This is a genomic window from uncultured Nocardioides sp. (genome assembly GCF_902805925.1).
GTDB lineage: Bacteria > Actinomycetota > Actinomycetes > Propionibacteriales > Nocardioidaceae > Nocardioides.
This window is the reverse complement of record NZ_CADCUP010000070.1, coordinates 1-21,253: the sequence shown is the minus strand read 5'-3', so window position 1 is coordinate 21,253 and position 21,253 is coordinate 1. Positions and strand designations below refer to the sequence as shown.

Here is a 21,253-nt window from a genome sequence, read left to right as displayed (position 1 = left end):
AGGACCGATCACAGGACCACTCACAGGGCCAGCCCCCGGGTGGGGTGCGGGCTGACCCTGACCGTGGGCCGCAGGCCGAACCACTCCGACTCGCGGATCTCCTTCATCGCCGCCTTGCGGGCGGCCGGGTCGAGCCGGTCGATGAAGAGCACGCCGTCGAGGTGGTCGGTCTCGTGCTGGATGGCCCGCGCCAGCAGGTCGGAGCCCTCGATGCGCACCGGCTCGCCGTGCATGTCGAAGCCGGTGGCGATGACCGACAGCGCACGCAGGCACTCGTAGGTCAGCTCGGGCAGCGAGAGGCACCCCTCCGCGCCGTCCTGCTCCTCGGTCGACAGCTCCAGCCGGGGGTTGACCAGGTGGCCGACCTCGCCGTGCACGTTCCAGGTGAACACGCGCAGCCCCACCCCGATCTGCGGCGCGGCCAGCCCGGCGCCGGGCGCCTCGAGCATCGTGTCGGTGAGGTCGGCGACCAGCGTGCGCAGCTCCTTGTCGAAGTCGACGACGGGGACCGCCGGCCGGCGCAGGACGGGGTCACCGAAGAGGCGGATGGGTTGGACGGCCATGGTGCGGCGGAACTCCTCGGGTGGGCGGAGCGGCCAGTCTACGAAGCCCCGCCACGGCCCCGGACCAGCACTCCGGCGCCGTCGAGCAGCAGGCGCAGCCCGAGCTCGAAGAACTGCTCGCCCTCCATCTCGAACGACTCGTCCACCAGCGACGCCAGGTGCGGGAAGTCGCCCGACCGCATGGCCGCACTGAAGACCGGCTCCTGCACCTTCCAGAACTCCTCGTTGCTCAGGCCGGTCAGCTGCTCGGCCGTCGCAGCGCTGTTGTGCGTGCGGGCGGCGCTCTGGGCGAAGGCGTCGATGGCCCGCACGAGGCCCACCTGCTCCTGGCCCGACAGCCCGGTGCCCACGAGGCCCGCCAGCGCGACCTCGAGGCCCCGCAGCCCGTTGGGCCCCAGCAGCGGCCGGGCCTGGTCGACCAGGGGCAGCCAGCGGTGCGTCGTGTGGAGCTCCCACATCGCGCGGCCCAATGTCCCCATGGACGTGCGCCAGTCGTCGCCGAGGCGTGCGTCCTCGGGCACGGCGCTCACGTGCTCGATCATCAGGTCGAGCAGCTCCTCCTTGCCCGGCACGTAGCGGTAGAGCGACATGGTCCCCACCCCGAGGTCCGCGGCCACGCGCCGCATCGACACCGCGTCGAGCCCCTCGGCGTCGGCGACCGTGACGGCCTGCGCCACGATCGCGGGCAGCGACAGCCGCGGCTTCGGGCCCGGGGTGCCGGACCGGTCGTCGTGCCCCCACATGAGGGCGAGGCTGCGGTTGATGTCCCCGCCGCCACTGTGTGCCTGCTCCATCACGGTCATCTCACTCTGGCGTCGGGAACTGCGTATGGCGTACGCTCGCTGGCGTACAGTGTACTCGAACGCGACCGGGACGAGGCGGGAGGACGCATGGACGAGGTGGTGCGGGTCCGCGACCTGCGGATGAGGTACGGCGAGACCGACGTGCTCACGGGTGTCGACCTCGACGTCCGGGCCGGCGAGGTGGTGTGCCTGCTCGGCCCGAACGGGGCGGGGAAGACGACCACCATCGAGATCCTGGAGGGGTTCCGCACCCGGTCGGCGGGCGAGGTCACCGTGCTGGGCCAGGACCCGGCCCGGGCGACCGAGGACTGGCGGGCTCGCACCGGCGTGGTCCTGCAGTCGTGGCGCGACCACCCGCGGTGGACGCCGCGCCGGCTGCTGACCCACCTCGGCGGCTACTTCGAGCCGTGGTCCACCCCCGAGCGGCGGCGGCCGCACGACGTCGACCTGCTGCTGGAGACGGTCGGCCTCACCGACCTGGCGGACCGCAAGGTGGCGACGCTCTCCGGCGGGCAGCGGCGTCGGCTCGACGTGGCGATCGGCATCGTGGGGCGCCCGGAGCTGCTCTTCCTCGACGAGCCGACCGCCGGCTACGACCCGCAGGCGCGCCACGAGTTCCACGACCTGGTGCGCCGTCTCTCGGCCGCCGAGGGCACGACGATCCTGCTCACGACCCACGACCTCGACGAGGCGGAGAAGCTCGCCGACCGGGTGGTGGTGCTCGCCGGCGGGCGCATCGTCGCCGACGACACGGTCGACGGCCTGGCCGCGCGCGTGGAGGGCGAGGCACAGGTGAGGTGGCGCCTCGGCGGCGAGCGGCACGCGTCCTCGGTGGTCGACGGCACGGCGTTCGTGCGGCTGCTGCTGGCCGAGCACGGAGACGCCGTCACCGACCTCGAGGTCCACCGGGCCAGCCTCGAGGACGCCTACCTCTCGCTCGTGCGGCGGCACGAGGAGGGGCAGGGCGACGCGGCCGCCCGGCTCTTCACGGAGGTGGCCCGGTGAGCCCGACGACGCACGCCGTCCGGATGGGGCTGCGCCGGGGCTGGACCGAGTTCGTCCAGAGCCTGCGCAGCACCCAGGACCAGGGCTACTTCCTCTTCACCGGCAGCCTCGTGCTCGGCTACCTGTACCTGCGGCGCGACACCCCCGTCGAGGGCACCGACCTGCTGCTGCCGACGGTGACCCTGCCCGGCCTCCTGGGTGCCCTGATCGCGTTCGGCGTCGTCCTGGGGCCGGCGTACACGCTGGCGATGGAGAAGGAGGACGGCACCCTCCTGCGCCACCGGGCGGTCCCGTACGGGCTGCGCGGCTACGTCACCGGGCAGCTGCTCTTCCAGTCGCTCGGCCTGCTGCCGCAGCTGCTGGTCATCCTGGTGCCCGGCTTCCTGCTCTTCGACGGCCTGATGGCCGAGCCGGCCGGGTGGCTCACGCTCGGGTGGGTCCTGGCGCTCGGCATGCTCGCGACGATGCCGATCGGCATGGTCATCGGCGCACTGGTGCCCAGCACGCAGAAGGTCGGCACCTGGGGGCTGCTGCCGGTGATGGGGCTGATGGGCATCTCGGGGATATTCCAGCCGGTGCAGCAGCTGTGGGGGTGGGTCGAGGTGCTGGCGCAGTGCTTCCCGATGTACTGGATCGCCCTCGGCATGCGCTCCGCCTTCCTGCCCGACGACGCCCGGCTGCTGGAGGTGGGTGAGAGCTGGCGCACCCTGGAGACCGTCGGGGTGCTCGGCCTGTGGGCGGTGGTCGGGGCCCTGGTCACGCCGCTGGTGCTGCGACGGATGGCCCGGCGCTCGACCGGGTCGCAGGTCGAGGCCGCCCGCGACGCCTCGCTGCAGTGGGTGCGCTGAGGGCGGCGCGGCTCACAACGTCGGTGGGTCGACCTGCACCCGGACGGCGTCGAGCTTGCGCGCCGACCGGACCCGCTGCAGCTCGCCCAGCGCGTGCGACAGGGACGCACCGAGGGCCCGGGGCACCCGCACCACCAGCCGGACCTCGCCGGAGCCCGCCCCCTCGACGGGGACCGGGCCCAGGACCTCGGCCGCGTCGGGGGGCGCGAGCAGCGTCAGCGCGTCGTCGACCGCGCCCGGCTCGCCGGTGACGGTGGCCAGGCGGACGGCGGGCGGCAGGTGGGTGGCGAGCCGCTGGTCGTTCTCCCGGTCGGCGAAGCCGGCGGGGTCCCACCGCACCAGCGCCTGGAGAGCCGGGTGCGCGGGGTCGCCCACGGCGATGACCCGGCCGCCCGGGCGCACGAGCCCGGCGGCACCCAGCCACCGGCGCAGCGCCTCCTCGTCGGTGCGCAGGTCGGCACGGGCCAGCGTCAGCCAGGTGTCGAGCAGCACGACGCCGGCGTAGCCGCCCTCGGCCACCGGCTCGGCACCGGGCGTCGCCACCACGATCTCGGGACGGTCGGCGACGCTCGAGCGCACGTGGTCGCCGCTCGAGGTCCGGAGCGTCGTGCTCGGGAACATCCGGCCGAGCTCCTCGGCGGTGCGTGCGTCCCCCAGCACCGGCGCGCGCAGCCCGCGGTGGCCGCACTCGGAGCAGGCCCAGCCGAGCTCCTGGTGGCCGCACCAGCGGCAGTGCGGGGGCGACGCAGGACCGGCGAGCAGGAGCGGTCCGGCGCACACGCGGCAGCGGGCGGGGGTGCGGCACCGCTCGCACGCCAGCGAGGCGACGTAGCCGTGGCGAGGCGTCTGCACCAGCACGGGCCCCTGCTCGAGGGCGGACCGGACCAGGTCGCGGACCGCGCTGGGGACGCGGGTCGCGATCGCGCGGTCCTCGCCGGGCACGACCGCGACCGACACCGACGCGCGCACGTGGTCGCGGGAGGCGACGAGCGGCCGCGCCCACCCCGTGCGCAGGAGGTAGTCGGCCTCGCAGGAGCGGGCGAAGCCGCCGACCAGGGCGGCGGTGCCCTGCTGCTCGGCCCTCAGCAGCAGCACCTCGCGGGAGTGGGGGTAGGGCGCCCGTGGCTCGGCGTGCAGGTCGTCGCCGTCGTCCCAGATCACCACGAGGCCGAGGTCGCGCACAGGGGCGAAGGCCGCCGACCGGGTGCCCACCACCACCCTCGCGGCACCGCGGGAGACCCGCAGGAACTGCCGGTATCGCTGGGCGGGACCGCTGTCGGCGGTGAGTGCGACGTGGTGGTCGGGGCCGAGCACGGAGTCGAGGGCGGCCGAGACGCGCTCGACGTCGCGCCCGTCGGGCACGCACACCAGCACGCCGCGGCCACCCGCCACCGTCAGCGCCGCCGCATGGGCCACCAGCAGCGGCCAGTCGGCGCCCGGGGGCGGGTTCCACACCGCGCGCGGCGCGCCGCCGGAGGCGAGGTGGGTGAGGAACGTGGCGGCGTGCTCGTGCGCCGACCACGCCTCGCCTGCCGCCGGCGGGTCGGCCGCCAGCTGGGGTGCAGGTGGCGACGGCTGCCTCTCGGTGGTGGCGTGCCGGGGCGGCACCGCCAGCCGCAGCACGTCCGAGCGCGACCCCGCGTAGCGCTCCGCCACCGCCGCGACCAGGGCGGCGACCTCCGGGGTCAGCACCGGCTCGGCGCTCACCACGCGGCGCAGCGGCGCGAGCCGTCCCGGGTGCTCGCTCGCGGCCGCGCGCGCCACGACGAAGCCGTCGACGTCCTGGCCGGCGAAGCGCACCTTCACCCGGGCACCCGGCACGGCCGACTCCGCCATCGAGGCCGGCACGGTGTAGTCGAAGGGTCGGTCGAGGTGGGCGAGCTGCACGTCGACGAGCACTCGGGCGACCGGGTCGACCGCCGCCGGCTGGGCCTCGGCGGCCCGGCGGGTGCGGGTGGCCGCCGCCTTGGCGCGGGAGTCGTCGACGACGGCGCGCAGGCCGGGCAGCATGTCGCCCGGCCCGCCCGCGTGGTCCTCGGTCGCCGTCATGGGCTGATGTCTACCAGCGGCCGCTGACACCGCCCGGGGCACCGGTCCCGAGCGCCGCGGGGCCGGGCGGATCAGGCGCCGACGGCCGCCTTGAGCGCCTCGACGCGGTCGGTGCGCTCCCAGGTGAACTCCGGCAGCTCGCGGCCGAAGTGGCCGTACGCCGCGGTCTTGGCGTAGATCGGGCGCAGCAGGTCGAGGTCGCGGATGATCGCGGCGGGCCGGAGGTCGAAGACCTCGAGCACGGCCTCCTGGATCCTGGCGTCGGAGACGGTGCCGGTGCCGAAGGTCTCGATGAACACGCCGACGGGGTGCGCCTTGCCGATGGCGTAGGCGACCTGCGCCTCGCAGCGACGCGCCAGCCCCGCGGCCACGACGTTCTTGGCCACCCAGCGCATGGCGTACGCCGCGGAGCGGTCGACCTTCGAGGGGTCCTTGCCGGAGAAGGCGCCGCCGCCATGGCGCGCCATGCCGCCGTAGGTGTCGACGATGATCTTGCGCCCGGTCAGGCCGGCGTCGCCCATCGGGCCGCCGACGACGAAGCGGCCGGTGGGGTTCACGAGCAGCCGGTAGCCCTCGGAGGGCAGCGAGAAGGTGTCGAGCACCGGGTCGATGACGTGCTTCTTGATGTCGGCCTCGAGGCCGTCGAGCTCGGTGTCCTCGGTGTGCTGGGTGGACAGCACGACGGTGTCGATGCGCACCGGCCGGTTCTCCGCGTCGTACTCGATGGTGACCTGGGTCTTGCCGTCGGGACGCAGGTAGTCGAGCGTGCCGTCCTTGCGCACCGCGCTGAGCTGCTCGGCGAGGCGCTGGGCGACGACGATGGGCAGCGGCATCAGCACGTCGGTGTCGTCGCAGGCGTAGCCGAACATCAGGCCCTGGTCGCCGGCGCCCTGCTTGTCCATCGCGTCCACCGAGCCGGTGCGGCTCTCCTGGCCGGTGTCGACGCCCTGCGCGATGTCGCCGGACTGGCCGCCGATGGCGACCATGACGCCGCACGAGTGGCCGTCGAAGCCCTTGAGGGAGGAGTCGTAGCCGATGTCCAGGATGCGCTCGCGCACCTTCTGCTTGATGTCGACGTACCCGCTCGTGGTCACCTCGCCGGCCACCACCACCAGACCGGTGGTGAGCAGGGTCTCGACCGCGACGCGGCTGTGGGGGTCCTGCTCCAGCATCGCGTCGAGGACGGAGTCGCTGATCTGGTCAGCGATCTTGTCGGGGTGACCCTCGGTCACCGACTCAGAGGTGAAAAGACGTCCTTGCACGGTGCACTGCTCCCGATCGGTTGAGTGGGGGATGTCAGTCTATGTAGAAGGCCGGGCTCGACCAGCATCCAAGACGGCGTCTCAGGAGCCGAAGCGCGCCAGGACCTCGTCCCAGACGACGTGGGCCAGCGCGGACTTCGACCCGCGGGGCACGGCGCGGCGCCCGCCGTCGGCGCCCAGGACGACCGCCTCGTTGTCGGGGCTGCCGAAGACGGCCCCGCCGCTCACGTCGTTGACGACCATCAGGTCGCACCCCTTGCGGGCCAGCTTGGCGGCGGCCAGGTCCAGGACGGTGCCGCTCTCGTCACCGGTCTCCGCAGCGAAGCCCACGACCACCTGCCCGGGGCGGGCGCGGTCGTGGGAGATCGTCGCCAGGATGTCGGGGTTCTGCACCAGCTCCAAGGTGGGCGCCGAGCCGTCGGCCGTCTTCTTGATCTTGTGCTTCCTCGCCGCGACGGGACGGAAGTCGGCGGGCGCGGCGGCCATCACGACCGCGTCGGCGGCGGCCGCGGCCTCGACCACGGCGTCGTGGAGCTCCGCGGTCGTGCCGACGTGCGTGACCTTCACGCCGGCGGGGTCCGGCAGCGAGACGTTGGCGCTGACCAGCGTCACCGACGCGCCACGGGCGGCCGCGGCGCGCGCGAGGGCGTAGCCCTGCAGGCCCGAGGAGCGGTTGCCGAGGAAGCGCACGGGATCGAGGTGCTCGCGCGTGCCGCCGGCGGAGACGACGACGTGGCGGCCGGCGAGGTCGGGCGCCACGGCGCCACGGACCAGCACCTGGCTGGCGAGCTCGAAGATCTCGTCGGGGTCGGGGAGCCGGCCCTTGCCGGTGTCCTTGCCGGTGAGGCGGCCCTCGGCGGGCTCGATCACCACCGAGCCCCGGGCGCGCAGCGTCGCGACGTTGGCGGCGGTCGCGGGGTGCTCCCACATCTCGGTGTGCATGGCGGGTGCGAACACCACCGGGCACCGGGCGGTGAGCAGGGTGTTGGTCAGCAGGTCGTCGGCCAGCCCGTGAGCCGCCTTCGCCATGATGTCGGCGGTGGCCGGCACCACCACGACGAGGTCGGCGCCCTGCCCGATCCGCACGTGCGGCACCACGTGCACGTCGGTCCAGACGTCCGGGGACACCGGCTTGCCGGACAGCGCGGCCCAGGTGGGCGCCCCCACGAACTCGAGGGCGGCGGCGGTCGGGACCACGGTCACGTCGTGCCCGGACTCGGTGAACCGGCGCAGGACCTCGCAGGCCTTGTAGGCGGCGATGCCGCCGGAGACCCCCAGGACGACACGTGGCCGCGTCCCGGGACGGGACGCGGCCTCGTGGTCGGAGCCAGGCTCGGGGCTCGTGCTCAACGCAGGGTGCAGCTCAGGAGCTGAACGGGTCGGTCGAGCCGGCGGCGGCCTCGTCGCGGGCGGCCTTGGCAGCGGCCTCCTCGGCGGCGAGCTCGGCCGGGTCGACGTCCTCGCAGGTGAGCAGGTCGCCGGCGATCTCGCGCAGCGCGATCGACAGGGGCTTCTCCTGCACGTGGGTGTCGACCAGCGGGCCGACGTACTCCAGGAGGCCCTCACCGAGCTGGGAGTAGTAGGCGTTGATCTGCCGGGCACGCTTGGCGCTGTAGAGGACCAGCTTGTACTTGCTGTCGGTCTTGGTGAGCAGGTCGTCGATCGGGGGGTTGGTCACGCCCACGGCGGCGATGTTGGGTGCAGACACGCGTCAGCCTCGCAGATTGTCGGCCACGTCAATGGCGGGGGATCGCTCGATCACTGGTCGAACGAGTGTTCGTCGTCGAGCATCATCAAGCCTACCAACTCCTCGGCGGCAGCGTGAACTTCGTGGTTGACGATGGTGACGTCGAACTCGTCCTCGGCCGCCAGCTCCTCCCGCGCGGTCTCGAGCCGGCGCTCGCGCTCCTCCTCGGTCTCGGTGCCGCGGCCGACCAGGCGGCGCACGAGCTCCTCCCACGAGGGCGGGGACAGGAAGACGAAGCGGGCCGCCGGCATGGTCTCCCGGACCTGGCGGGCGCCCTGGAGGTCGATCTCGAGCAGGGCCGGCAGGCCCTGGGCCAGCGCCTCCTCGACGGGGCGGCGCGGGGTGCCGTAGCGGGCGCGCTTGTGCACCACCGCCCACTCGAGCAGCTCACCGCGCTCGACCATGGCGTCGAACTCCTCGTCGGAGACGAACCAGTAGTGCACCCCGTCCCGCTCACCCGGTCGGGGTGCCCGCGTGGTGGCGGAGACCGACAGCCACACCTCCGGGTGCCGCTGACGCACGTCGGCGGCGACCGTGCCCTTGCCGACCGCGGTGGGACCGGCGAGGACGACGAGCCGCGAGGGCCTCGGGGCGGCCGGATCGGGGTCGGTCACTCGCCCGGGGCGAACTCGCGCTCCAGCGCGGCCACCTGCTTGGTGCCGAGGCCACGCACGCGGCGGCTCTCGGCGATGCCCAGCCGCTCCATCGTCTGGCGGGCCCGCACCTTGCCCAGGCCGGGCATCGACTGCAGCAGGTCGACCACGCGCATCTTGCCGATGACGTCGTTCTGCTGGCCCTCGCTGAGCACGTCGGCGATGGAGGCGCCGGAGTTCTTCAGCCGGTTCTTGACCTCCGCCCGCTCCCGCCGGGAGGCGGCGGCCTTCTCCAGGGCCGCCTGACGCTGTTCGGGGGTGAGCGAGGGCAGTGCCACGGGCGGTCCTGTCGGTCGGAGGGGCTGCACGCCGGACGACGAGCTCCAGCAGCGCCTCAATTTAGTCAGGCGCGAGGACCACTGGCAACGCCGGGTCCTCTCCGGCGAGCGGTACGCGACCCGCGTGCGGCGCCTGCTGCTCCGGCCGGGTCACGCGCCGCCGAGGGCGACGACCGCGTCGTTGCCGCGCCGGGCTGCGTCCCGCAGCGCCCCGGTGTCGGGTCCCGCGGCGAGCACCTCGCGCGAGGACGTCGGGAGCACGTGCCGGGCCGCCCGGCCGAAGATCCGGAGCAGGTCGGCGGTCGTGCCGCCCTGGGCGCCGTACCCCGGCGCGAGGACGGGGCCGCCGAAGTCGAGGTCCTCGGTCGTGTCGCCGATCGTGGCGCCGACCACCGCCCCGAAGTCGCCGAGGGGCTCCGCGCCCGCGTCGAGCCGCCGCAGGTGGTCGAGCACGGTGCCGGCGACGGTGGCCCCGCCGGCGCGGGCGTGCTGCACCTCGGGCCCCTCCCTGTTGGAGGTCAGGGCGAGGACGAACACCCCCGCCCCGTGGCGGCGGGCGGTGTCGATCATCGGGTCCAGGGAGCCGAAGCCGAGGTAGGGGCTGGCGGTGATCGCGTCGGAGGCCAGCGGTGAGGCGGGGTCGAGGTAGGCGTCGGCGTAGGCCTGGCTGGTGGACCCGATGTCACCGCGCTTGACGTCGAGCAGCACCAGGGCACCGGCGGCCCGCGACTCGGCGACGACCCGCTCGAGCACGGCCACCCCCCGGCTGCCGAACCGCTCGAAGAAGGCGCTCTGCGGCTTGACCACGCCGACCACGGGCGCCACGGCCTCCACCACGGTCAGCGCGAAGCGCTCCAGCCCGGCGACGTCGTCGCCCAGGCCCCAGTCGCGCAGCAGCGCGGCGTGCGGGTCGATTCCCACGCAGAAGCGGCCCCGCTCCTCCATGGCGCGGTGCAGCCGGCGCCCGAACGGCTCGACGGTGGTCACGGTTCCTCCCGGGGACGGGTGCTGGGGTCGGTGCCGAGGGCGGCCAGGAGCCGCATGGCGGTGGTGGGGTCGCGGAGCAGGGCGGTGCCGACCTGGACGGCGGCAGCGCCGGCGCCGAGCAGCGCGCGGGCCCCGGCGACGTCGGCGACGCCGCCGCAGCCCACCACGACGACCTGCGGCAGCCGGCCGCAGACCTCGGTGACGCACCGCAGGGCCACCGGGGCGATGGCGGGGCCGGTCAGTCCGGCCGGCCGCCCGCCGGGCAGGGCTGCGGGGACGGCGTTGCCCACGACCACCGCGGTGGCACCGGCCTCGACCGCCGCCCGGGCCGACTCGACCACGCGTGCCACGTCGGGTCGCAGCTTGGCGAGGACCGGCAGGTCGGCGGGCGTCGCCCGGCGCACGGCGGCCACCGCGCTGGCCGCGTGGAACGGCTCTCGGGCCTCGAAGATGCCGGCTCCGCCCGGGTCGGGTGCCGACACGTTGACCTCGATGCCGGCCACGCCGGGGGCGGCACCGACGCGGCGGGCCAGCTCGGCGTACTCCCCCAGCGTCGAGCCGGCGAGCGAGACGAACACCTGCGCGCCGGCCCGGACCAGCCAGGGCAGCTCGTGCTCGAGGAAGTGGGCGACTCCCGGGTTGTCCATGCCGATCGCGTTGAGCAGGCCGCTGGGCGACTCGGCCATCCGGGCGCCGGGGCTGCCGGCGCGCGGGTCGCGGGTGAGGGTGCGCGTGACGAAGGGCAGGTCCGCCATCTCGACGTACGGCGCCAGCTCGGGCCCGGTGCCGCCGCAGCCGGCGGCGATCATCACCGGGTGGCGCAGGACGAGGGTCATCGGCCGCCCCCGAGCGACTCCCAGGCGACCCGGTCGCCCGGCAGCACCGGGCCCTCGAGGCAGGCGCGCACCTGGTGGGCCGCGCCGTCGGTGCCGCGGACGCCGATCACGCAGGCCCGGCACAGGCCGGTGCCGCACGGCAGCGGCTCCTGGAGCGCCACCTGGCTCTGCGCGCCGGCCGCGGCCGCCGCCCCGGCGACCGCGCGCAGCAGCGCGGTCGGCCCGGCGGCGTACACGACGGCGGCCCCGGTCGACTCCAGGACCGCGGGCAGCACGGACATCACGTCGCCGTGGCGGCCCACCGAGCCGTCGGCGGTCACGACGTGCGCGGCCCGCGCCATCCGGCGGGCCTCCCGGGGCGTGAGCAGGTGCGCCTCGTCGGCCCCGGAGAGCAGGAACGTCACCGCCGACTGGCGGTCCCGCAGCCGCTCCGCGAGCGGGAAGAGCGGCGCGGCCGACCAGCCCTCGCCCACCAGCAGGCAGGCGACGGGCTCCCGCGGGAGGGAGAACGGGCGGCCCAGCGGGCCGGTGAGCTCCACCCGGGCGCCCACGGTCAGGTCGGCCAGCCAGCGGCCGCCGACCCCGCGCGGCTCCACCACGACGTCGAGGGTGGGGCCGAAGGTGCCGGTCGGGGAGACCCGGTGGATCCACAGTGCCCGGCGCGTCATCTGGGTCGGCGCCACCGACGCGGCGACGAACGTGCCGGGGCGGAAGAGCTCCGGGATGCCGCGGGCGGTCAGGGTGAGGTGGCGGAAGGCGCCGGCCCGCCGGCTGGCGAGCACCTCGGCCAGCACGTGGCGCGGGTCGCGCTCACCCACGGGCGGCCAGCCCGGCGACGATGCGGCCCGGCCACGCAGGACCCTCGTAGACGAACGCGGTGTAGCCCTGCAGCAGGGTGGCGCCGGCCTCCAGCCGGGCGGCGGCGTCGCCGGCCGTGGTGATGCCGCCGACCCCGATCAGCGTGAGCTCGTCACCCACGCGTCCCCGCAGCAGCCGCATCACCTCCAGCGCCCGGGTGGTGAGCGGTCGTCCCGACAGCCCGCCGGCGCCGACCGCCGTGACCCGCGCGGCGTCGCTGTGCAGGCCGCCGCGAGCGATGGTGGTGTTGGTCGCCGAGATGCCGTCGAGCCCGAGTGCGAGGGCCAGGTCTGCGACGGCGAGCACGTCGTCGTCGTCGAGGTCGGGGGCGATCTTCACCACCAGCGGCACCCGGCGCCCGGTGCTCGCGTCGGCCTCCTCACGCACCGCGCGCAGCAGCGGCTCGAGCCTCTCGACCGCTTGCAGGTCGCGCAGGCCGGGGGTGTTCGGGGAGGACACGTTGACGACCAGGTAGTCGGCGTACGGCGTGAGCAGGCGGGTGCTGGCGCGGTAGTCGGCCTCCACGGCGGCCGCGTCGTCGTCGGGCACCACCTTGGACTTGCCGATGTTCACCCCGACGACGGTGCCCGTGGCGGGCCGGGCGGCCGCCCGGCGTGCCAGCCGCTGCGCCACGACGGCCGCCCCGTCGTTGTTGAATCCCATCCGGTTGACCACCGCGCCGTCGGCCGGCAGCCGGAACAGCCGCGGCCGGGGGTTGCCCGGCTGCGGCAGCGCCGTGACCGTGCCGATCTCCACGTGCCCGAAGCCCAGTGCCGCCAGGGCGTCGATGCCCAGGGCGTTCTTGTCGAAGCCCGCGGCCAGCCCCAGCGGGTGCGGGAGGTCCAGGCCCAGGGCCCGGACGGGTCGGCCCGGCCGCTCGCGGCGCTGCCGCGCCCGGCGCACGACCGGCTCGGCCGCCCGGATCGCCGCGAACCCGAGGTGGTGCGCACGCTCGGGGTCGACCCGGGTGAAGGCGTGGTCGAAGAGCAGTCGGTACGGCCCGGTGGTCCTGGACGGCATCAGGCCGGCGACCCCGCTGCCCGCCCGGCCGCGGCCGCGGCGTTCCACTCCTGCAGGCTGCGCACCCCGACGTCGCCGTGGCTCATGGCCTCGATGCCCTGCACCGCGGCGCCCAGCCCGGGCACGGTCGTGATGCACGGGATGCCGGCGAGCACGGCGGCGGTGCGGATCTCGTAGCCGTCGAGCCGCGCCGAGCCGCCCGTGGAGTACGGCGTGTTGACGACGAGGTCGATGGCGCCGTCGTTGATCAGCTGCACGGTGGTGCGCTCGCCGTGCGGCCCCTCCCCCTCGTGGTGCTTGCGGACCTCGGTCACCTTGATCCCGTTGCGGCGCAGCACCTCGGCGGTGCCCCGCGTCGCCAGGATCTCGAACCCACGCTCGGCCAGCACCTTGACCGGGAAGATCATGTTGCGCTTGTCGCGGTTGGCCACCGAGACGAAGATCCGCCCGCTGGTCGGCAGGGACCCGTAGGCGGCGGTCTGCGCCTTGGCGAAGGCGGTGCCGAAGTCGGCGTCGAAGCCCATCACCTCGCCGGTGGACTTCATCTCCGGGCCCAGCACCGTGTCGACGTGGCGGCCGTCGGGTCCGGTGAACCGGTTGAACGGCATCACCGCCTCCTTGACCGCGATCGGCGCGTCGGAGGGCAGGGTGCCGCCGTCGCCCGTGGCCGGCAGCACGCCGGCCCGGCGCAGTTCGGCGACCGACTCCCCCAGCATCACCCGGGCGGCGGCCTTGGCCAGCGGCGTGGCCGTCGCCTTGGACACGAACGGCACCGTGCGCGAGGCCCGCGGGTTGGCCTCCAGCACGTAGAGGACGTCGGCGGCGAGCGCGAACTGGATGTTGATCAGCCCCAGCACCCCGACCCCGCGGGCGATCGCCTCGGTGGCCTCGCGGATGCGGGTGATCTCCCCCGCACCCAGCGTGATCGGCGGCAGGGCGCAGGAGGAGTCGCCGGAGTGCACGCCGGCCTCCTCGATGTGCTCCATCACCCCGCCCAGGAAGAGCTCCTCGCCGTCGAAGAGCGCGTCGACGTCGATCTCGACCGCGTCGTCGATGAACCGGTCGACCAGCACCGGGTGCTCCGGGCTGATCTCGGTGGCCCGGTCGATGTAGCCCTGGAGCGAGTCGTCGTCGTACACGATCTCCATGCCGCGCCCGCCCAGGACGTACGACGGGCGCACGAGCACGGGGTAGCCGATCGTGCCGGCGATGCCCTTGGCGTCGGCCCACGAGGTGGCCATCCCGAACCTCGGGGCGGGCAGTCCGGCCTGCTGGAGCACCCGGCCGAAGGCGCCGCGGTCCTCGGCGAGGTCGATCGCCTCGGGGGCGGTGCCGACGATCGGCACCCCGGCCTCCTCGAGCCCGCGGGCGAGCCCGAGCGGCGTCTGGCCGCCGAGCTGGCAGATGACGCCTGCCACCGGGCCGGCCGCCTGCTCGGCGTGCACGATCTCCAGGACGTCCTCGAGGGTGAGCGGCTCGAAGTACAGGCGGTCGGAGGTGTCGTAGTCGGTCGAGACCGTCTCGGGGTTGCAGTTCACCATGATCGTGTCGTAGCCGGCCTCGCTCAGCGCCAGCGAGGCGTGCACGCACGAGTAGTCGAACTCGATGCCCTGGCCGATGCGGTTGGGGCCGCTGCCGAGGATGATCACGGCCTCGCGCTCGCGCGGCGCCACCTCGGTCTCCTCGTCGTAGGAGGAGTAGTGGTACGGCGTCGCGGCGGCGAACTCCGCCGCGCAGGTGTCGACGGTCTTGAACACCGGCCGGACCCCGAGCGCGTGCCGCACCCCGCGGACGACGTCCTCCCGCATCCGGCGGACGCGGCCGATCTGGGCGTCGGAGAAGCCGTGCCGCTTGGCGGTGCGCAGGGTGTCGCGGTCGAGCTGCGACGCAGCCGTCAGCTCCTCGGCGACCTCCCTGAGCAGGAACAGCTGGTCGACGAACCACGGGTCGATCCTGGTGGCGTCGTGCACCTGCTCGGGCGTGGCGCCGGCGACGATCGCGTCCATCACCGTGCGCAGCCGGCCGTCGGTGGGCACCGTCGAGGCCGCCAGCAGCGCGTCCACGTCGGCCCGCGGGTCCGGCACGAAGTCGAGGACCGCGCCCGCGCTCTCGAGCGAGCGCAGCGCCTTCTGCAGGGCCTCGGTGAAGTTGCGGCCGATGGCCATCGCCTCGCCCACCGACTTCATGTGGGTGGTCAGCGTCGGGTCGGCACCGGGGAACTTCTCGAACGCGAACCGCGGCACCTTCACCACGACGTAGTCGAGCGTGGGCTCGAACGCCGCCGGGGTGCTCGAGCCGTCGGCGCGCACCGTGATGTCGTTGGGGATCTCGTCGAGGGTGTAGCCGATGGCGACCTTGGCGGCGATCTTGGCGATCGGGAAGCCGGTGGCCTTGGAGGCCAGCGCGCTGGACCGCGACACGCGCGGGTTCATCTCGATCACGACCAGGCGGCCGTCGGCCGGGTTGACGGCGTACTGGATGTTGCAGCCGCCGGTGTCGACGCCGACCGAGCGGATGATGCCGATCGCGAGGTCGCGCATCGCCTGGTACTCGCGGTCGGTCAGCGTCATGGCCGGGGCGACGGTGATGGAGTCGCCGGTGTGCACGCCCATCGGGTCGAGGTTCTCGATCGAGCACACGATCACCACGTTGTCGGCGGTGTCGCGCATGACCTCGAGCTCGTACTCCTTCCAGCCGAGGATCGACTCCTCGAGCAGCACCTCGGTGGTCGGGCTGGCGGCCAGGCCGCTGCCGCCGATCCGGCGCAGGCCGGCCTCGTCGTAGGCCATGCCCGACCCGGTGCCGCCCATGGTGAAGGACGGGCGCACGACCATCGGGTAGCCCAGCTCGTCGGCCGCGGCGAGGAGGTCGTCCACCGAGTGGCAGATGACGCTGCGCGCGCACTCGCCGCCCAGCTCCTCGACGATCTTCTTGAACACCTGGCGGTTCTCGCCGCGGTCGATCGCCTCGATGGAGGCGCCGATCAGCTCCACGCCGTACCGCTCCAGCACGCCGTCCGCGGCGAGCGACATCGCGGTGTTGAGCGCGGTCTGGCCGCCGAGGGTGGCCAGCAGCGCGTCGGGGCGCTCCTTGGCGATCACCTTCTCGACGAACTCCGGGGTGATCGGCTCCACGTAGGTCGCGTCGGCGAACTCGGGGTCGGTCATGATCGTGGCCGGGTTGGAGTTGACCAGGACGACCCGCAGGCCCTCGGCCCGCAGCACCCGGCAGGCCTGGGTGCCGGAGTAGTCGAACTCGGCGGCCTGCCCGATCACGATCGGCCCGGAGCCGATGACCATGACGCTTCGGATGTCGGTGCGCCTGGGCATCAGGCCCCCCCTGCTTCGGTGGTCGAGTGCTCCGCGAGGGACGAACCAGGTCCCTCGGTGGTCGAGTGCCCCGCGAGGGACGAGCCGCGTCCCTCGGTGGTCGAGTGCCTCGCGAGGGACGAGCCAGGTCCCTCGGTGGTCGAGTGCCTCGCGAGGGACGAGCCAGGTCCCTCGGTGGTCGAGTGCCTCGCGAGGGACGAGCGAGGTGTATCGAGACCCATCAGGTCGCAGAACCTGTCGAACAGGTACGCCGCGTCGTGCGGGCCGGCCGCGGCCTCGGGGTGGTACTGCACGGAGAAGCTCCTCAGCGCCCCGTCGGCGCCGCGCAGCTCCAGGCCCTCGACGACGTCGTCGTTGAGGCACACGTGGCTCACCGACGCCTCGCCGAAGGGCGTGGTCGTGCTGCCCTCCAGCGGCGCGTCGACCGCGAAGCCGTGGTTGTGGGCGGTGACCTCGACCTTGCCGGTCGTGCGGTCCATCACCGGCTGGTTGATGCCGCGGTGGCCGTAGGTGAGCTTGTAGGTGCCGAAGCCGAGCGCCCGGCCGAAGAGCTGGTTGCCGAAGCAGATGCCGAAGTAGGGCAGCCCGCGCCCGAGCGCCTCCTGCAGCAGCTCGACCTGGGCCGTGGTGGCCGCCGGGTCGCCGGGGCCGTTGGAGAAGAAGAGGCCGTCGGGCCGCACCGCCATCACGTCCTCGATGCTCGAGGTCGCGGGCAGCACGTGCACCTCGATGCCGCGCTCGGCCATCATCCGGGGGGTGTTGGCCTTGATGCCCAGGTCGACCGCCGCCACGGTGAACCGCCGCTCGCCCTGCGCGGGCACGACGTACGCCTCGGGCACGGTGACGGCCTCCGACAGGTTGGCGCCGGTCATCTCGCCGGAGGCGCGCACCCGCTCGAGCACGTCGGCGACGCTCGCGCCGGTGGAGGAGATGCCGACCCGCATGGCGCCGCGCTCGCGCAGGTGCCGGGTCAGGGCGCGGGTGTCGACGCCGCTGATGCCGACCACGCCCTGCTCGCGCAGCGCGTCGTCGAGCGTGCGCCGCGACCGCCAGCTCGACGGGACCCGCGCGGGGTCGCGCACGACGTAGCCGGACACCCAGATGCGCGAGGACTCCAGGTCCTCGTCGTTCATGCCGGTGTTGCCGACGTGGGGCGCGGTCATCACGACGACCTGCCGGTGGTAGCTGGGATCGGTGAGCGTCTCCTGGTAGCCGGTCATCCCGGTGGAGAACACCGCTTCCCCGAACGTCTCGCCCTCGGCGCCGTAGGACCTCCCGTGGAAGGACCGGCCGTCCTCGAGGACCAGCACGGCTGGGGTGAGTGCGGATGCATGCCGCGGCACGCCGTACCTCCTTCTCCGCCTCACGGGACGGATCGTTAAAGGATGTTCGAGCGGTGCCGACCCTACCGCACGGAGGGGGTGCGTCTCAGTCCCCGTCCGGCCGCAGAGCGCCGTCCCGCACCGTCACCGTGCCGGCCCGCACGGTGTGCACCACCGCGCCGGTCAGCGAGCGCCCGTGCCAGGGGTTGTTGCGCGACATCGACACCGAGGCGTCGCGGTCGACGGTGACCGCGGCCGAGGCGTCGACCAGCGTCACGTGGGCCGGCTCCCCCACCGCGAGCGAGCCGCCGTGCCCGGCGAGCCCGGCGATCCGCGCGGGCGCCTGCGACATCACCCGCGCCACGTCGGGCCACCCGAAGGACTCGGGCATCGCGGTGCGGACGACCGAGAGCGCCGTCTCCAGCCCCAGCATGCCGAACGCCGCGTCGACGAAGGCGTGCTCCTTGTCGTGGCGGGCGTGCGGCGCGTGGTCGGTGGCCACCGCGTCGATCGTCCCGTCGGCCAGGGCGGCGCGCAGGGCGACCACGTCCTCGTCGGGGCGCAGCGGCGGGTTGACCTTGAAGGTGGGGTCGTAGCCCCCGAGCAGGTCGGTGGTGAGCAGCAGGTGGTGCGGGGTCACCTCGGCGGTGACGTCGATCCCCTGCGCCCGGGCCCAGCGCAGCACCTCCACGGACCCGGCGGTGCTGACGTGGGCGACGTGCACGCGGGAGCCGGTGTGGCGGGCGAGCATGACGTCACGCGCCACGATCACCTCCTCAGCGATCCCGGGCCAGCCCGGCAGGCCGAGGCGGCCCGACAGCTCGCCCTCGTGGCAGCAGGCGGTGGGCCCGGCGAGCTGGGGGTCCTGCGCGTGCTGGCTGATGACGCCGCCGAACGCCTTGACGTACTCCAGCGCCCGGCGCATCACCCGGGCGTCGTGCACGCACCTCCCGTCGTCGGAGAAGACACGGACCCGCGCGCGCGACCGGGCCATCAGTCCCAGCTCGGCGAGCTCCTCCCCGGCCAGCCCCCGGGTGACGGCGCCCACCGGCTGCACGTCGACCAGGCCGGCCGCCCGGCCGAGGTCGAGGACGCGCTCGGCCGCCTCGGCGGTGTCGGTGACGGGATCGGTGTTGGCCATGGCCAGGACGGCGGTGAATCCCCCGACGGCCGCGGCCCGCGAGCCGGTGAGCACCGTCTCGGCGTCCTCGCGGCCCGGCTCGCGCAGGTGCGTGTGGAGGTCGACCAGGCCGGGCAGCGCGACGAGGCCGTCGGCGTCGAGCACGGTGGCGCCCCTCGGCGCCGGCACCGAGCCCACGTCCCGGATGACGCCGTCGTCGACGAGCAGGTCGGCGGCGGCGCCGCCGAGCAGCGCCGCCCCCTTGATCACGAGGCTCACGAGACGTCCCCTCCGGCGAGCAGGTGGTAGAGCAGCGACATCCGGACCGCCACGCCGGCGGACACCTGGTCGAGCACGACCGACTGCGCGGCGTCCGCGGCGTCGGCGGCGATCTCGAGCCCGCGGTTCATCGGGCCGGGGTGCAGGATCGGCGCGTCGGCGCCGAGGGTCGCGAGCCGGTCGCGCGTCAGGCCGTAGCCGACGGCGTACTCGCGGGCGCTGGGGAAGAAGCCGCCCGCCATCCGCTCGCGCTGCACGCGCAGCATCATCACGGCGTCGGCGTCGGGCAGCACCGCGTCGAGGTCGTACGACGTCTCGAAGCCCGCCTCCTTCGACCACGCCCCGATCCCGCTGGGCATCAGCGTGGGCGGTGCCACGACGGTCAGGCGCGCGCCGAGCCGCGTCAGCGACTTCACGTTGCTGCGGAAGACCCGGCTGTGGGTGAGGTCGCCGACCATCACGACGTGCCGGCCCTCCAGCGAGCCGAGCCGCTGGCGCAGCGTGTAGGCGTCGAGCAGCGCCTGCGTCGGGTGCTCGTGCGTGCCGTCGCCGGCGTTGATGACCACCGCGTCGACCCACTGCGAGACCTGCAGCGCGGCGCCGCTGGCGGAGTGGCGCATCACCAGCGCGTCGACGCCCATCGCGCAGATGGTCCTGACGGTGTCGCGCAGGCTCTCCCCCTTCGACGCCGAGGAGCCCTTGCCGGTGATGTTGACGGTGTCGGCCGAGAGCCACTTCCCGGCGATCTCGAAGCTGGACCGCGTGCGGGTGGAGTCCTCGAAGAACAGGTTGATCACGGTGCGCCCGCGCAGGGCGGGCAGCTTCTTGACCTCCCGCCGCTGCACGTCGTGCATCTCGGCCGCGGTGTCGAAGACGGTCGTCATGTCGTCGACGCTGAGGTCGTCGATGGACAGCAGGTGCCTGGTCACGCGATCACCACCCCGTCGTCCCCGTCGGTCTCGCTCAGGTGCACGCTGACGCGCTCGGCCAGCGCGCTCGGCAGGTTCTTGCCGACGTGGTCGGCGCGGATCGGCAGCTCACGGTGGCCGCGGTCGACGAGCACGGCGAGGCGCACGCTCGCCGGCCGCCCGAGGTCGTTGAGCGCGTCCAGGGCGGCCCGGACGGTCCGGCCCGAGAACAGCACGTCGTCGACGAGCACCACGACCCTGCCGTCGATGCCGCCGGGCACCGAGGTCTTGTGGGGGCTCCTCGTCGGCTGCGAGCGCAGGTCGTCGCGGTACATCGTCACGTCGAGCGAGCCGACCGGCACCTCATGGCCCTCGACGGCCGCGATCCGCTCGCCGATGCGGTGCGCCAGCGGCACCCCGCGCGTGTGCAGGCCCAGGAGGTAGAGGTCGGCGCTGCCCTTGTTGCGCTCGAGGATCTCGTGGGAGATGCGGGTCAGCGCCCGGGAGATGTCACGGGCGTCGAGCACGGTCCGCTCGGCCGGTCGTTCGGCTGGTCCTTCGGTGGGAGACATGCGTCCCGGACCTCCTTCTCCGCCTCACGGGACGGCTCGTTAAAGGATGTCGATCGCGGCGACCCTACCAGCGGCCCGACGGCCCAGCGGTCGGGGTTGCGGTCGAGGTCAGCGGTCGAGGTGGCGCGCGCGGGCGAAGCAGAACAACCCGTAGCAGCCGATGCCCAGCGCGATCGCGGCCAGGAGGTACGGGCCGAACGGCTGCTCGAGCACGGTGCGCAGCGCCTCGTCGAGGCCACCTCCCTCGTCGGCGTCGTGCGTGAGGCCGGCGTAGACGAAGAGGCCGCCCACGACGCCCACCGCGACGCCCTTGGCGAGGTAGCCGACCTTGCCGAAGATCCGGAAGGCGCGGCCGTCGTGACCGGTCTTGCCCTGGACGTCCAGGTGCTCCAGGAACTTCTCGCTCCAGCCGCGCCAGGCGGTGAACCCGCCGTACGCGATGACGGCGAGGCCTCCGAGGACGACCAGCACCTGGCCGCCGGGAAGGTTCATCACCCTCGCTGTCAGGGTGTCCTCGCCGCCGCCGCCACCGCCGCCGGACCGCAGCGCGACGGTGAAGGCGCTGAACGCCACCACGCCGTAGATGACGGCCTTGAGGAGCGAGCTCGCGACCTTGCCGAGCTTCTTCTTGCCGTCCTCCTGCTCGTGGCCGAAGAACGCCTCCACCAGCCGCCACACCACCAGCAGCGTCATGCCGAGGGCCACGGCCCAGATCGCGACCCCGCCGAACGGCTGGCTGGCCAGCTCCTTCAGCGCGCCGGTGCTGGACGCCGACCGGCCGGTCTCCCCGAACGCGAGCTGCAGCGCCACCCAG

General features: G+C 74.1%; 20 protein-coding genes. 2 read left to right on the top strand and 18 right to left on the bottom strand.

Going from position 1 to position 21,253, the window contains the following annotated elements; all coding sequences use genetic code 11:
* Nucleotides 1-20 precede the first annotated feature (20 nt).
* Together def and QZX64_RS04925 are read right to left on the bottom strand one after the other, a co-directional pair.
* Nucleotides 21-563, bottom strand: coding sequence for a peptide deformylase (gene def / locus QZX64_RS04930; RefSeq protein ID WP_295657468.1), 543 nt, complete (start codon nt 561-563; stop codon nt 21-23).
* A 38-nt stretch (nt 564-601) separates the two neighbouring features.
* The gene (locus tag QZX64_RS04925) at nt 602-1,357 is read right to left on the bottom strand and encodes a TetR/AcrR family transcriptional regulator (protein WP_295657466.1); all 756 of its coding nucleotides are present in this window, start codon (nt 1,355-1,357) and stop codon (nt 602-604) included.
* A gap of 96 nt (nt 1,358-1,453) precedes the next feature.
* Here QZX64_RS04925 and QZX64_RS04920 point away from each other — a divergent pair, with 96 nt between their 5' ends.
* The gene (locus tag QZX64_RS04920; protein ID WP_295657465.1) at nt 1,454-2,371 is read left to right on the top strand and encodes an ABC transporter ATP-binding protein; all 918 of its coding nucleotides are present in this window, start codon (nt 1,454-1,456) and stop codon (nt 2,369-2,371) included.
* Nucleotides 2,368-3,219, top strand: coding sequence for an ABC transporter permease (locus tag QZX64_RS04915; RefSeq protein WP_295657464.1), 852 nt, complete (start codon nt 2,368-2,370; stop codon nt 3,217-3,219). Before QZX64_RS04920 ends, QZX64_RS04915 begins: the two co-directional genes overlap by 4 nt.
* Before the next feature lie 12 nt (nt 3,220-3,231).
* Here the strand turns inward: QZX64_RS04915 and QZX64_RS04910 are convergent, their stop codons facing one another.
* The 16 genes from QZX64_RS04910 to QZX64_RS04835 form a co-directional block, all read right to left on the bottom strand.
* Nucleotides 3,232-5,268 carry a primosomal protein N' gene (locus QZX64_RS04910; protein WP_295657462.1) on the bottom strand — a complete coding sequence of 679 codons (2,037 nt, stop codon included), beginning with the start codon at nt 5,266-5,268 and terminating at the stop codon, nt 3,232-3,234.
* 71 nt (nt 5,269-5,339) lie between these two features.
* The gene (metK, locus tag QZX64_RS04905; protein ID WP_295657460.1) at nt 5,340-6,530 is read right to left on the bottom strand and encodes a methionine adenosyltransferase; all 1,191 of its coding nucleotides are present in this window, start codon (nt 6,528-6,530) and stop codon (nt 5,340-5,342) included.
* A gap of 81 nt (nt 6,531-6,611) precedes the next feature.
* On the bottom strand, nt 6,612-7,880 hold the full coding sequence (gene coaBC / locus QZX64_RS04900) for a bifunctional phosphopantothenoylcysteine decarboxylase/phosphopantothenate--cysteine ligase CoaBC (RefSeq protein WP_295657458.1): 1,269 nt from the start codon (nt 7,878-7,880) through the stop codon (nt 6,612-6,614).
* Between the two features lie 13 nt (nt 7,881-7,893).
* Nucleotides 7,894-8,238 carry a DNA-directed RNA polymerase subunit omega gene (gene rpoZ / locus QZX64_RS04895; RefSeq protein ID WP_295657456.1) on the bottom strand — a complete coding sequence of 115 codons (345 nt, stop codon included), beginning with the start codon at nt 8,236-8,238 and terminating at the stop codon, nt 7,894-7,896.
* A 50-nt stretch (nt 8,239-8,288) separates the two neighbouring features.
* Entirely contained in the window at nt 8,289-8,891 is a 603-nt protein-coding gene (gmk, locus tag QZX64_RS04890; RefSeq protein ID WP_295657454.1) for a guanylate kinase, read from the bottom strand.
* Nucleotides 8,888-9,208: an integration host factor, actinobacterial type gene (mihF, locus tag QZX64_RS04885; protein WP_295657452.1), complete on the bottom strand. Its 321-nt coding sequence runs from the start codon at nt 9,206-9,208 to the stop codon at nt 8,888-8,890. Before mihF ends, gmk begins: the two co-directional genes overlap by 4 nt.
* 150 nt (nt 9,209-9,358) lie before the next feature.
* Complete coding sequence (pyrF, locus tag QZX64_RS04880) at nt 9,359-10,195, bottom strand: orotidine-5'-phosphate decarboxylase (RefSeq protein WP_295657451.1); 837 nt, start codon at nt 10,193-10,195, stop codon at nt 9,359-9,361.
* Nucleotides 10,192-11,031, bottom strand: a complete 840-nt coding sequence (locus tag QZX64_RS04875; RefSeq protein WP_295657450.1) for a tRNA-dihydrouridine synthase — start codon at nt 11,029-11,031, stop codon at nt 10,192-10,194. Before QZX64_RS04875 ends, pyrF begins: the two co-directional genes overlap by 4 nt.
* On the bottom strand, nt 11,028-11,849 hold the full coding sequence (locus tag QZX64_RS04870; RefSeq protein ID WP_295657449.1) for a hypothetical protein: 822 nt from the start codon (nt 11,847-11,849) through the stop codon (nt 11,028-11,030). The genes QZX64_RS04875 and QZX64_RS04870 overlap by 4 nt, the downstream gene beginning before the upstream one ends.
* Nucleotides 11,842-12,957, bottom strand: coding sequence for a quinone-dependent dihydroorotate dehydrogenase (locus tag QZX64_RS04865; protein ID WP_295657447.1), 1,116 nt, complete (start codon nt 12,955-12,957; stop codon nt 11,842-11,844). The genes QZX64_RS04870 and QZX64_RS04865 overlap by 8 nt, the downstream gene beginning before the upstream one ends.
* Nucleotides 12,909-16,238, bottom strand: coding sequence for a carbamoyl-phosphate synthase large subunit (gene carB / locus QZX64_RS04860; RefSeq protein ID WP_295657445.1), 3,330 nt, complete (start codon nt 16,236-16,238; stop codon nt 12,909-12,911). The genes QZX64_RS04865 and carB overlap by 49 nt, the downstream gene beginning before the upstream one ends.
* A complete protein-coding gene (carA, locus tag QZX64_RS04855; RefSeq protein WP_295657443.1) occupies nt 16,238-17,581 on the bottom strand; it encodes a glutamine-hydrolyzing carbamoyl-phosphate synthase small subunit in 1,344 nt (447 codons plus the stop codon). Before carA ends, carB begins: the two co-directional genes overlap by 1 nt.
* Before the next feature lie 85 nt (nt 17,582-17,666).
* Nucleotides 17,667-18,959 carry a dihydroorotase gene (locus QZX64_RS04850; protein WP_295657441.1) on the bottom strand — a complete coding sequence of 431 codons (1,293 nt, stop codon included), beginning with the start codon at nt 18,957-18,959 and terminating at the stop codon, nt 17,667-17,669.
* Nucleotides 18,956-19,888 (bottom strand): aspartate carbamoyltransferase catalytic subunit, encoded by a 933-nt coding sequence (locus QZX64_RS04845; RefSeq protein WP_295657439.1) that lies wholly within the window; start codon nt 19,886-19,888, stop codon nt 18,956-18,958. Before QZX64_RS04845 ends, QZX64_RS04850 begins: the two co-directional genes overlap by 4 nt.
* Nucleotides 19,885-20,439 carry a bifunctional pyr operon transcriptional regulator/uracil phosphoribosyltransferase PyrR gene (pyrR, locus tag QZX64_RS04840; RefSeq protein WP_295657437.1) on the bottom strand — a complete coding sequence of 185 codons (555 nt, stop codon included), beginning with the start codon at nt 20,437-20,439 and terminating at the stop codon, nt 19,885-19,887. Before pyrR ends, QZX64_RS04845 begins: the two co-directional genes overlap by 4 nt.
* Before the next feature lie 108 nt (nt 20,440-20,547).
* Nucleotides 20,548-21,253: DUF1206 domain-containing protein (locus tag QZX64_RS04835; RefSeq protein ID WP_295657435.1), on the bottom strand; the 706-nt coding region annotated here is incomplete at its 5' end.